This is a genomic window from Neobacillus drentensis, assembly GCF_036965645.1.
GTDB lineage: Bacteria > Bacillota > Bacilli > Bacillales > Cytobacillaceae > Neobacillus > Neobacillus drentensis_D.
Genome location: NZ_JBALPZ010000206.1, coordinates 1 through 12,576, shown reverse-complemented (window position 1 = coordinate 12,576; position 12,576 = coordinate 1). Strand labels below are relative to the sequence as shown.

At 36.9% G+C, this 12,576-nt stretch carries 8 protein-coding genes and 1 riboswitch; of the genes, 2 read left to right on the top strand and 6 right to left on the bottom strand.

Annotated elements, in window-relative coordinates; all coding sequences use genetic code 11:
• Positions 1–88: 88 nt before the first annotated feature.
• The 6 genes from V7266_RS28310 to V7266_RS28285 all read right to left on the bottom strand — a co-directional run bounded on the left by V7266_RS28310 (position 89) and on the right by V7266_RS28285 (position 10,105).
• Positions 89–1,327, bottom strand: coding sequence for an MFS transporter (locus V7266_RS28310; RefSeq protein WP_335472554.1), 1,239 nt, complete (start codon positions 1,325–1,327; stop codon positions 89–91).
• A gap of 182 nt (positions 1,328–1,509) precedes the next feature.
• Complete coding sequence (locus tag V7266_RS28305; RefSeq protein WP_335472553.1) at positions 1,510–2,940, bottom strand: amidohydrolase; 1,431 nt, start codon at positions 2,938–2,940, stop codon at positions 1,510–1,512.
• A gap of 226 nt (positions 2,941–3,166) precedes the next feature.
• Positions 3,167–3,268: riboswitch (glycine riboswitch) on the bottom strand.
• Between the two features lie 477 nt (positions 3,269–3,745).
• Positions 3,746–4,474, bottom strand: coding sequence for an amino acid ABC transporter ATP-binding protein (locus V7266_RS28300; protein ID WP_335472552.1), 729 nt, complete (start codon positions 4,472–4,474; stop codon positions 3,746–3,748).
• The gene (locus V7266_RS28295) at positions 4,471–5,115 is read right to left on the bottom strand and encodes an amino acid ABC transporter permease (RefSeq protein ID WP_335472551.1); all 645 of its coding nucleotides are present in this window, start codon (positions 5,113–5,115) and stop codon (positions 4,471–4,473) included. Before V7266_RS28295 ends, V7266_RS28300 begins: the two co-directional genes overlap by 4 nt.
• Before the next feature lie 90 nt (positions 5,116–5,205).
• Complete coding sequence (locus V7266_RS28290; protein WP_335472550.1) at positions 5,206–5,979, bottom strand: transporter substrate-binding domain-containing protein; 774 nt, start codon at positions 5,977–5,979, stop codon at positions 5,206–5,208.
• Between the two features lie 367 nt (positions 5,980–6,346).
• Complete coding sequence (locus tag V7266_RS28285; protein WP_335472549.1) at positions 6,347–10,105, bottom strand: AAA domain-containing protein; 3,759 nt, start codon at positions 10,103–10,105, stop codon at positions 6,347–6,349.
• Positions 10,106–10,374: 269 nt separating this feature from the next.
• Between V7266_RS28285 and V7266_RS28280 the strand changes: the two genes are divergently transcribed.
• Together V7266_RS28280 and V7266_RS28275 are read left to right on the top strand one after the other, a co-directional pair.
• The gene (locus V7266_RS28280) at positions 10,375–12,009 is read left to right on the top strand and encodes a glycoside hydrolase family 3 protein (protein WP_335472548.1); all 1,635 of its coding nucleotides are present in this window, start codon (positions 10,375–10,377) and stop codon (positions 12,007–12,009) included.
• Positions 12,010–12,045: 36 nt separating this feature from the next.
• Positions 12,046–12,396: a glycoside hydrolase family 3 C-terminal domain-containing protein gene (locus V7266_RS28275; RefSeq protein ID WP_335472547.1), complete on the top strand. Its 351-nt coding sequence runs from the start codon at positions 12,046–12,048 to the stop codon at positions 12,394–12,396.
• Positions 12,397–12,576: the final 180 nt, after the last annotated feature.

Below are 12,576 nucleotides of genomic sequence, written 5' to 3'. Positions count from 1 at the left end.
TAAGTTACTTTTTAACTTAGAAAAATTTTATCTTATTTTTTTTTATCTACTTCCACTTTCCCACTCTTGTAAAAGTCTTATTAAACTCTTAACCTACGGTTTTTACTGTTGGCTGCTCAGTAACTTTAGGGCTATTTTTACTGGACGGCAGTAAAAATGCTATGATTCCAGCGATTAAGCAGCAAATGGTTAAGAATAAGAAAGCACTTTTGTAAGATCCTCCTGACGAAGCAATCAAAGCTCCCATGATCATCGGGGAAAAGATACCTGCTGCTTGACCTCCGAAATTTATGATACCAAAGGCAGTACCTACTACCTTCTGTTCCATCACCCGGTGTGGCAGCGTGAAGATAAAGCTCATGATAAAAGAAGTAAAAATAAAAGCAATACACTGATAGATAATCACCTGGCTAACACTAGTAGCCAGCGTCATCAGATAAAGAAATATTCCCATACTAAAGATCCCAACGATGACTCCATACTTGGCATAAGAAGCAAACTTATTTATGATTCTTCCACTGATCACCATTCCTATTGCCATGAACAAGGCAGGAATGGCGCTAATAAGTCCTACTGATTTGAGATCAATTCCCAGAACCTGCATCAAGTAGGTAGGCATCCAGGAAGAGAGACCCCAGTTTGTAATATTAATAAAAAAGAAAACTAGTAGAACCTTCCACAAATAGGAATTTCGAAGAAGCTGTTTATACTCTTCTTTATTCGGCTTATGTGCGATATTCGAATTAGTGTATTCTCCTTTAGTTCTAGTAGATAAAAGGAAGCAGACAACAACAATAACACCAAGAAGGGAAACAACCCAAAATACATGACGCCAGCCCAACCAAGCAAGTAAAGGAGCGCAAAGAATGGGGGCAAGTGCGCCTCCCAGCGCATTGGAAGACATCATGGTTGATTGAGCTTTCGTCCTTTTAGCAACCGGAAAATAATCAGATATGGCTTTAGTACTAGCCGAAGGATATCCTCCTTCCCCAATTCCAAAAAGGAAGCGAATCAGAATTAACGAGGTGAGTGACCAGGCAAGACCAGTAAGTGCTGTAAATATGGACCAGAATAAAATAGCTGTTGTGATTACCCTCCTTGATCCGAAGCGATCTGCGAGCCATCCACCTGGTATTTGCATCAAAGCATAACCCATAAAAAAGGCACTTAATATGATTCCTAATTTGGAAGCATCAAGCGATAAATCACCGCTAATTTGTACAAGTGAAAGACTTATTACTGTTCGGTCGATGTATGATACGATCCAGCCAAAAAAGAGAACGGACAAGATGATTTTGCTATTCGAAGTCCTATTTTTTTCAACCATTACAACACGCTCCTTCTCATTCCTCTTCTACTATAAATTTCCTCAATACTCTAGAAATCCTAGATACGCTAGGTAGAATGGCAATTGTATTGGAATCATTTTTTGTTGTTCTATGCCATTCTACCTTACCTAGGAATCTGTTATTTTTTTACTAGAGTCCTGTTTAAGTTATCATTCAATCTTTATCTTACTGGTACTGAAAGAAACTCACTTTGTTTTACAGGAGGCTTAACCATAGCCGGAATACCTGGCTTATAATCCTCACCTTTGGTACTAGCAATAAATTCTGCCTTTGCTTTTTCAAGAATACCATCTTTATCCAGCAGTAATTCGTAAGCAGATAATGCCATTAGTTTAGCTGCATAATGCATTCCTTTCATGCCAATGGATGATCCAAAAGAAGCGGTTGCCTGCCATGTATGAAGCTGGACTCCTAGAGGTGCGCACGTTGTCATCACTTGTCCAAGCGGTGTAATCCATGAGACATCTCCTACGTCCGATGACCCACCCATTGTTTTACCAAAATTCTTCTTATCATTATAAAAACCAGGATCAAGGATTTTATCATTTGCACCAATGGCTTGGTGTTTAGCAGCGGCCAACACAGATGGATCGACCGTTTGGCAGAGCTCTGTTGCAAAGGTCTCTTCTTCTTGTGTAAAGAGCAGTTGACCAATGGATTCAGCTTGCTTATGCATCAGATCATTTAGAGCTGCATTTGGCAATGTATCGTAGCATCCAGATTTAATTTCCCATTTGACGGATGTCTCGGTCATCAAGGTGGCTCCCTGCGCCACTTTAATTAACCTCTCCGTTAGTTCATCCACCTGCTCTCGGTTCTCACCGCGTAAGAAATAATAAACACTAGCAGCATCAGGCACGATATTTGGTGCCATGCCCCCATTTGTAATTTGATAATGAATTCGAGTACCATCTGGTACATGTTCACGTAAATAGTTGGCACCGACATTCATTAACTCGACAGCATCTAATGCACTGCGTCCAAGGTGTGGAGCCGCTCCAGCATGGGAAGTTCGTCCAGAAAAGTAAAATTCAATCGCCGTTAATGCCTGCATCCTATAATTCGCTGCTACATTATTCGTTCCCGGATGCCATGTTAGAGAGCAATCCAAATCATCAAATACCCCTTCGCGAGCCATAAACGTTTTGCCTGAAAGAAGTTCTTCAGCAGGACAACCATAATATCTAATCGTTCCAGGCAGCATTTCTGCTTCCATTTGCTCCTTAAGCGCAATCGCAGCTTCGACTCCTGCCGTTCCTAGTAAATTGTGTCCACAGCCATGGCCAGGTCCGTTCGGGACCACTGAATTACGTTCAGAACTTATTTGTTGTGACAAGCCTGGCAGTGCATCAAATTCACCTAGGATACCAATAACTGGTTTAGTGGTTCCATATTCGGCGATAAAAGCGGTTGGTATTCCGCCAATATTCGATTTTATTGTAAAACCAGCTTCCATTAATATCCTTTTTTGTAATTGTGATGCGAAGGTCTCTTCATAGCCCACTTGTGGATTTTCCCAGATTTTTTGCGCAACATCTGTAAATCTCTCTTCATTTTGATTCATCCAATCTAACAATGTTTCCTTACTCAAATTTTACTCCTCCTTCATAATGATTTTCCTAACTGCATAAAGGTAATGTGTCACTTTTTATGCTGATGCTAGGTTTATTAATGACAGTACGAACTTCGGGCAATAAAAAAAGGACAGAAGAAGGCGATGTTTCTACCTTCTCTGTCCTTTTACCTGAAAGTTTATCCTGCAAAAATAGCAGATCCCCTTTGGTGGCATATTAAGTAATATGCACTCTCCAGAGTTACGTCATGTAATGGTCCTCTCTACCTGAGAGATTTATTCCAAGGCTTTTATGGAATTTGCTCCTTCGGCGGCGACATTCGTCACTCTCTCCCAATACAATCAACCGTAAAGATATTCAGTTGCTCTATGTAAAGAATATCTTAATGTAGACTACAAAACTAGCAACATGTAAGATAAACTAACATAAATTTTATTTATCCTATACCCTTACCATTTCCTCCATTTTTCACACCCAATGATTAGCAATCATCATTTACCAAAATTAAGAATGAATGTGGTGGGACGGAGGATTTTAAGTCACTCATTAGATATAATTTTCTGAATATTGAAAACGAATTCACGAAATGATAATCTCACAGACTTTCGCCATTGTCAATCAAAATAAAAACAAAATGTTCAACTCACTGTTTAATATGAAATTCCTTTTTTTAAAGAAAATACCAGAATCGAAATCAAAAAAGAGCGCAATGTAACGACCATTTATGGCAGTTACTTTGCGCTCTTAAGGTTTTTTATGTTTCCTCATACCACGTGTCCGTATTAATTTGTGCAGTCATTTTTTATGAAGTTAGAAATCTATTTATAGCACCTTACTTAAGAAAGCCTTTGTTCTCTCATGCTGAGGGTTACCGAATAACTCATTCGGTTCATTTTCTTCTACAATATACCCTCCATCCATGAAAATAACACGATCTCCAACTTCCCTGGCAAATCCCATTTCATGTGTAACCACGACCATGGTCATTCCTTCTTTAGCAAGCTGCTTCATAACTTCTAATACATCACCGACCATTTCAGGGTCAAGTGCAGAAGTCGGTTCGTCAAACAGCATGATTTTTGGATTCATAGCCAAAGCCCTTGCTATAGCAACCCGCTGTTTCTGTCCGCCTGAGAGTTCTCCCGGATAACTGCTGGCTTTTTCTTTTAGTCCAACCTTATCAAGTAACTCAAGGGCCATTTTTTCAGCCTCCGCTTTACTAATTGAAAGAATTTTAATAGGACCTAAAGTAATATTTTCTAAAACCGTTTTATGTGGGAACAGATTAAATTGTTGAAAAACCATTCCTACATCTTGTCTAACTTTGTTGATATTAATTTTTGAATCCGTGATGTTATGTCCGTTAATCACGACCTCACCACCTGAAATTTCTTCCAGGCGATTTAGGCACCGAAGGAATGTACTCTTTCCTGATCCAGAAGGGCCTATAACACAGATTACTTCTTTTTCTTGGACTTCAGCATTAATATCTTTTAAAACCTCTAGTTTCCCAAACGATTTTCTTAAGTTTTTTACTGTTATAATGCTCATCGGACCTGAATCCTCCTTTCAACAAAATTAGCAAGAAGGGTTAACAAATAAATAATGATAAAATAAATGACACCCACAGCCAGCCAAATCTTAAATGCTTCAAAGGTTGCTGAAGCTTGAATTTGCCCCTGTTGTGTTAAATCAGCAATACCGATAACGGATAAAAGAGAAGTGTCTTTTAAACTAATAATGGATTGGTTCGTAATCGTAGGAAGCATTCTTCTAAAAGCTTGAGGCAGGACCACGTAGCGCATCGTTTGTGCTCCTGTGAAACCGATCGATCTAGCAGCTTCTGTTTGTCCCTTATCAATCGATTGAATACCCGCTCTGATAATTTCTGCAAAATAGGCCCCTGCATTAATCGCAACAGTGATAATACCAGCTGTTGTGCTGTTTAAAGAAACCAAATGCAGCGAATTCACACCAAAATAGATAAAAAACAATTGTACAATAAATGGAGTTCCTCGAATCGCATCCACATAGATCTTTGCAATCCAATTCAAGATTTTAATAGGTGCAAGCCGTAACAAGGCCACCAATAAACCAATTAAAAAACCTAATATAATAGCAATAACAAATATATAAAGTGTGACTTGTAATCCTTTTAGTAATATTGGTAAAGCTGCAACAATTATGTCCATTGTTTCATCCCCTTTCAAAAAGAAAGCGCGCTTTATGCGCGCCTTATCATTATTAATTCACCAAGATAAGTTTTCACAATTTATGATTATTTATTCACCCAGATAAGTTTTTACAATTTTATCATATGTTCCATCTTTTTTGAGTTCAGCAAGACCTTTATTAATTTTTTTAATTAAGTCTTGGTTTTGCCCTTTCAAAACAGCAATTCCATATTGGTCTCCATTTAAGCGGTCGCCGACAATTTTCAAACCAAGGTCCTTTTGGGCAATCGCGTATGAGATAACTGGATAGTCTTCAATAAGTGCATCTGCATTTCCGTTTGAAACTTCTTGGAACATGGCCGGACTATCGTTAAACTGAACGACATTGATTCCTAATTTCGATGCGTTATCTTGTGCATATTTAGCACCTGTTGTTCCTTTTTTAACGGCAACAGTTTTTCCTTTAAGATCATTAACTGATTTAATAGTTGAATTATCTTTTTTAACAACCACTGTTAATCCTGCATCAAAATAAGGAGTTGAGAAATCAACTACCTTTTTTCTTTCATCCGTAATACTCATCCCTGCAATAGCTACGTCAAGCTGATTGGCTTGCATAGCGGGAATAATACCACCGAAGTCCATAGGATTAAGTTCAATTTTAAAGCCCTGATTTTTCGCAATGGCATTAATCAAATCAATATCAATACCCTTATACTCATTACCATCTTTATATTCAAATGGAGGATAAGTCGTGTCCACGCCGACTTTATATACTTTTTCACTAGTTGTTGTTTTCTCTCCTGGTGTTTCCTTACTTCCGCACGCTGCGATAAAGATAGTAAGAATTAAAAATAAACTAAATAAACCAAATTTCTTCATCAAATAACACCCCTACTTTTTAGATTATTTTTAATATATTAAAAACAATACTTTTTTAATATACCACAGATATCAAATGTGAAAAAGTATTTTTTGTATATAAATTCTATCTATTTAATAAAATGCAAAAATTCATACCCTATGAGCATTCTAATAGCAACCTTCCCATACGTTTAAAAACCTTTTGGGAGGAAATCTATTTTATTAAAAGTGAACTACTTTTATTATTTCAATATTCTAATTATATTATTAAGTAAGCACAAGTTCCCCCATACGATTAGTTGGGGGAACTCATTCATATTTTCAAGACTAAACCACTTATTTCCGCGCATAAAGAAATTACTTTTCCTTCTCTTGATTTTCTATTTTACTTTACTACTTTCTCCCGAACACCCTCAACTCTCAACAATTCTTTTACTTTCTGATCAATTCTCTCAATTTCTGCGGATGAATTCTTCCACCAATTTCGACTCCAGATCCGATCAATCGTCCATCCACGGCTTTCAAGGAACTTTTGACGGTAAACGTCTCTCTCCTTTGCATTCGCTGAACTATGATACATTGCTCCATCACATTCAATTCCTAAGATATATCTGGATGGATCCTGCGGATGAACAATCGCCAAATCAATACGGTACCCCGACATACCCACTTGAGTAGCAACCTCATAACCAAGATTTCTTAACTGCCTATACACTTGTTCTTCAAACGGGGAATCAAAGTGCAGCTCTCTAGCCTGAACATGAGTACTTACACTTTCATTTACCTCTTGTATAACCGCCTTAATTTGATCCAATTGCGAGTGGGATACTGCCCTTACGTATTTTAAATAGGCTTTTAGTAGTTTAGGACCCATCTGTGCAGTATTGGCAACGTTCAATTCTTCAGGTTCAATACTTGAAACAACCGTAATTCCTTCTTTTGCCCGCGTAACTGCCACATTAAGACGATTTTCTCCGCCTTTTTGGTTTAGCATCCCAAATCGATTATAGACCTTGCCTTCCTCATTTTTTGCATATCCAATAGAGAAAAGGATTATGTCCCTTTCGTCCCCTTGGACATTTTCAATATTTTTAATAAAGACTCTTTCATCAAGATCTTTTGTTAGCATCTGGTTGTAAACAGCGCTGAACTTCTCATCCTCATTTAACCTTTTATCTATGAAATCCTGAATTTTTGCTTGTTGTTTGGAATTGAAGGTAATAATTCCAATTGTTTTGCCCGGCTGATTTATTAGAATATCTTTTAGTATATTGACTACCTCAATGGCTTCCACTTCATTTGACTGATTTAACCATCTTCCTTCGACCTTTTTCCATTTTATTGATGGTGGATTCTTAAACGGAACCACATTCGGTGCAATTTGGACATGACCATTATAGAAAGCATGATTAGAGTAATTAATAAGTTCCTCATATTTCGAACGATAATGCCATTGGAGAAGTTTTTCTGGAAATCTTCTCTTCGACAGATTTAATAAACTTACGGAATCGTCCGTATCGTATTCTTCTACCTCATCATCCTCGTTAACAAAAGAGGATTGAAACATATTAAATGGAGGCAGCTGTTTTTCGTCACCTGCAATAACCACTTGCTTTGCTCGATAGACCGCTGGGATTCCACTTTCAACCGTACATTGGGATGCCTCATCAAAAATGACTAGGTCAAATATTCCCTCTTGTAATGGAAAAATGGATGAAACAATTTCTGGCGAAGCCAGCCATACAGGCATAATATCAACAAGACCATTCCCAGCAAATTCATTTACTAATTTTCGTAACGGCCAAACCTGCCTCTTTTTTCCGACCTGATGTTTTAGTTCTCTCATATTTCTTGAATGGGACGTTTGAACCGATTCAACCTTCTTTGTCAGAGTATGAATAAGGAATTCAGCACCTAGTTTTCTTTTCTCTTCAATAAGGTTTGCAAAGGAATCCCTTATTCTTGAAAATTCATTGGTAGATACCTTTTGAACCTCCGGGTGTTTCTTCTCAACTTGGTCGATCCAATGAACATACGATGAATTTCTAAACAACTCGACCCAATAATCAGAAAGGGTTGATTCATTTTTGTTTGTTTTCTTTTGTAAAAGAAGAATGACTTTCTTCTCAATGTCAGAACAGTTATTCCAATATACATCCATCTGCTGCAACTCTTCAAAATCTCGATGGATATACTCTTTCATCTTATCTAATTCACTCAGTGGGATGTCTCCTTCTGATACTCTCGCTCTTAGGTCACTCACTTTCGAATCATTTAGGTATTTTTTGAGCTTTTCTATTTCTTCTGACATAGTTTTCGTCACTTTACCTAGCTGATGCATAATTATCAAAGACTTCTTAATTTTGAGCCATTCGGAAGAACTTGTCCCTTTAAATTTTTCACCTTCAAGCAATTCTTCAATAATATTCTTACCTGAAACCGAGGTCCACCACCACAAACGTAATCCTTGTAATGTCCTCTTGTTTCCGTCTTCTAGGTCGGGATAAATCTTATCTAATTTATTCTCAATTAACCAAGTATACCCAGGCGTTATTTTTTCATGATCGAGGGTATCGATGTATTCAACTGCTTTTCTCGCCTTTTCAATCACTTCATTCAATAATTCAATGACCTCAAGTTTTTCTTTCATATTAAAATTGGCGAAAGTTTTCCGGTCTTTAAGTGGAAAATCATCGTCCCCAAAACGTTCATACCATTCTGCAAAAGTATAAACCTTTTCAGATATGTCCATTAACAAATCTTTATTTAATGATGGCAATACCTCATTTAGTTCAATAATTTGCGTGGTATCCTCCACAGCCTTTGCCAAACCATATAAATCATATAATCTAAGACCAAAATCTTGGTAACTGTATAGTGCTTGAGCGATATTATTTAATAATTTCTCTTGAGATGACAGTTTATTGGATGTAGATGTTAATTGGTTTAGTGCATTTTCAAAAGATACTTGATTTTGCTCGAGTACCGCTCCCACTTTAGCATATAGTTTTTTTCTGTCATTCTTTTCATCGTGCACAAGGGCAACGTGATTCGTTAATCCCAACCCATCCAAACGCTGATAAACTACGTCTAAGGCAGCACGCTTTTGACAAACTACCAAAATTTTCTTATCTTGTTTCAGTGCGTCCGTAATAAGATTAACGATAACTTGGGATTTCCCTGTACCAGGCGGCCCATGAACCACCAATCCCTTTTTATAACGAGCATCTTTTAATATTTCTTCTTGTGAACCATCTGCTTGCAATAGGTTTAAAATCCCAACCTCTTTGAGGGTATCCTCTTTTCTTTCTAGTTCGCCAAGTTCACTATCAAATTTAACATCCTGAGGTTCGATTAATTCACCCGCTAATGATAAATCACTTTCTTCTGATAACAAAATCAGCTCCTCGTAATCTTTAACTAACGAGGATCCTCCCTGTGGAAAATTTCCGATGATTGCGTTCTCTAATAAGGTCAAGTTTCCAACTGCCGGTTCTTCTTCTTTTTTGTACTCTTTTAATTTTGTTAACCCTTTAGGCGTAAAGGAAACATTCATTTCATACTTTTTCAAAAATGAAATCCATTCATCGAAGTCGAAGATAGCAGCTATCTCTGCTGCTTGATCGTAAAAATCTTCAGTAAAGGTAAGGCTGTTTAGCTTTTTAAAGGCTAAGAATAACGTACGGTTTATTTGAGGCTCACCCTCCTCTAATTTTAAAACCCACTTTTGTGAATTCACATTATTCTTTTCAAGTCTGAGTGGGTATAAAAAAAGTGGAGCTTGAAAAAAAGTCCCGTCCGATAAAGTTCCAGATAAAAATGGGAAACCTAAATAAAAATCATGAATCCCTGATTCATCCTCAATTCCTTTTATATTTCTATATAAATCCGTCAACTTTTTAGAGATGGCCATTGAGGTCTCTTTTTCAATCGTTGGCTTTAATAAGGTAATTTCGTTTTTTGATTGCTTTAAAATTTGTTCAACAATAGACTGACTTAATTTTTCCTTTGATAACTTAGAGAGATTGTCTAATTCAGTTAAATCAAAACTCCACTTATTATAAAGCTTTAATAATCGGATGGAACGATTACGCCGACTAATATCGTTTAGTTTATCCCTCATGTGTAATAATTTTTCTTTCATTCCAGGACCTCTTTCTGTCATACCTTGGGCATATTATCCATTATACAGTGGAAAATTACTAGTTAATTACTGTTTTTACGTTGATTTTACTTTGAAACTAGTATAAAAGTCGCATTTTTTATTATGAAAGTATTATATCAAAAATATAATAAGTATGTTTTATGAATGGGAAAAAATCCTAACTATACAGGAAATTCATAAAATCTTACATATTTTAGACTATTTAATTTATTCCTTATCAACCAACATAAATGATTGAAACGAGGGAAATGGATGATATTGAAACACAAAGAAAGGCTTTCTCTTTTTTAATGGCAATGGTTTTATCTTTTCTTTTTTTCATACCTTCGGTGGATGCCCAAAATGGTAACCAGCAGGTCTTGGCACGGGCAAAAGAAACGCTTACTGTCAATGGAAAAGTATTTAAAGATTTGAATTCAAATGGAAAACTAGATGATTATGAAAACTGGGAGTTATCGGTTGAAAAGCGAGTGGCTGACCTTATATCGAAAATGACCCTGGAGGAAAAAGCCGGTCTTATGATTATTCCTGAATTTCAGGAAATTGAAGGGGCAAAAATGGAACAGCCGAATAATTTAATTGATCAGCATGCACGTTATTTTGTTTATCGTCAGTCACCTAGTGCTGATGTAATTGCCATTCATAATAATATCCTGCAAGAAAGGACTGAGGGAACAAGATTAGGAATACCGGCCGTTCTTATTTCCAATCCCCGAAACCATTTCACTACGATCGCAGATATTACAGATTTAAAAAAAGCGAAAGATTTCTATCTAAATGCAAAAAATGGTTCTGGTCAATTTTCCATATGGCCAGATTCCTTAGGACTCGCTGCAACCCGTGACCTTGAATTGATTAAAGAATTTGCGCAAATTGCACGAAAAGAATGGACATCTACTGGTCTTCGTAAAATGTATGGCTACAATGCTGATATTGCAACACAACCGTTATGGGCAAGGATTATCGAAACATTTGGAGAAAGTCCTAAACTTGTTTCAGATATCAATTATACGTTAATCAAAGGTTTTCAAGGTGTAGTGCTTGGAAAAAACAGTGTTTCATTGACTACAAAGCATTTTCCTGGTGGAGGATCAAGATATTTGGGGAAAGATCCGCATTTTAAGGACGGAAATTTTAATATTTATCCAACAACAGGCAGCCTTGAAAAGTATCATCTCCCACCGTTTATCGCAGCCATTAAAGCTGGAACAACTTCCATTCTACCTTACTATGCTTATCCAAGTAATAAAAGTGCAGATCAAGGGCTTCCTCCCTTTAACGAAAAAGAGCAATTTGAAGAAGTCGTTTTTATTTTTAATAAAGCATTTATAACCGGCTTATTGCGTGAGAAACTTGGTTTTAAAGGATATGTCAACTCGGATACGGGGGCCTTAATAGATATGGCATGGGGGGCTAAACATTTGTCAAGGGAAGAAAGAATTGCTAAAGCATTGGATGCTGGAGCCAATATTTTTTCCGGACAGAATGATCCACAGCCATTAATAAAAGCAGTAAGGAAAAATTTGGTAAGCGAGGATCAAATCAATCATTCCGCAGCCTATTTACTTACAGAAATGATGGAATTAGGTTTATTTGAAAACCCATATGAAAATCCGCAAAGGGCATTAGAAGTGGTAAATAATCCGTCATCACAGGAAAAGGCAGATTTAGCTCACCGGAAGTCTATCGTTTTATTACGCAATGATCAGAATCTTTTGCCCCTAAAGAATACAAAAATAAAAGATATGAAACTTTATGTTGAGTCTTTCCCAGCTGGTGTACAGAATGCAAATACGAATGAATTAAGAAAAACCATTCAGCAATATGATCCGGACATCACTTTGACGAAACATTTGAAAGAAGCAACACATGCACTTCTTTAGATAAAACCCAAACAAGATTTACTTTTGAAGCAGCCCTTGATTTCCATAGGACCCGATACGGGTATTCATAATATAAATCGGATTATTAAAATACAGAAAACAGTACCGACCATTACGGCCATCAACTTTAGTAATCCTTGGCTGATTCAAGAAATTGAACCGAATGCAGCAGCTGTCATTGGAACATTCGGAGTGAAAACGGAAGCTTTAATGGATGTGATTCGTGGGAGATTTAATCCGACAGGGAAACTACCTATTACCATTCCAGCCAATCAGGAAGCCGTGGCAAACGACAAGATGGACGTACCAGGATTTGATGAATCCCCTTCCTATGTATACAAAGCAAAATCTGGTGACAAGTATGGTTTTGATTTTGGACTTTCCTAAAATACGGAGCTCAAGGAAGATAGGTCGAGTTATATCGGCAAATTCTTGAGAAATATCTTTAAAAATTAAAGCAAAGTAGAACAAAAGATTGATTTACTCTCTTTAAGAATCGCTACTTTGTCAGTTTTTCTAATAAACATGTTAAAACGGCAGCGAAAATTGCTGCCGTTTTAACATGTT

Coding starts and splice junctions, on each gene's coding strand:
- V7266_RS28310 (WP_335472554.1), bottom strand. CDS start 1,327: ATGGTTGAAAAAAATAGGACTTCGAATAGCAAAATCATCTTGTCCGTT.
- V7266_RS28300 (WP_335472552.1), bottom strand. CDS start 4,474: ATGAGCATTATAACAGTAAAAAACTTAAGAAAATCGTTTGGGAAACTA.
- V7266_RS28295 (WP_335472551.1), bottom strand. CDS start 5,115: ATGGACATAATTGTTGCAGCTTTACCAATATTACTAAAAGGATTACAA.
- V7266_RS28290 (WP_335472550.1), bottom strand. CDS start 5,979: ATGAAGAAATTTGGTTTATTTAGTTTATTTTTAATTCTTACTATCTTT.
- V7266_RS28285 (WP_335472549.1), bottom strand. CDS start 10,105: ATGAAAGAAAAATTATTACACATGAGGGATAAACTAAACGATATTAGT.
- V7266_RS28280 (WP_335472548.1), top strand. CDS start 10,375: ATGGATGATATTGAAACACAAAGAAAGGCTTTCTCTTTTTTAATGGCA.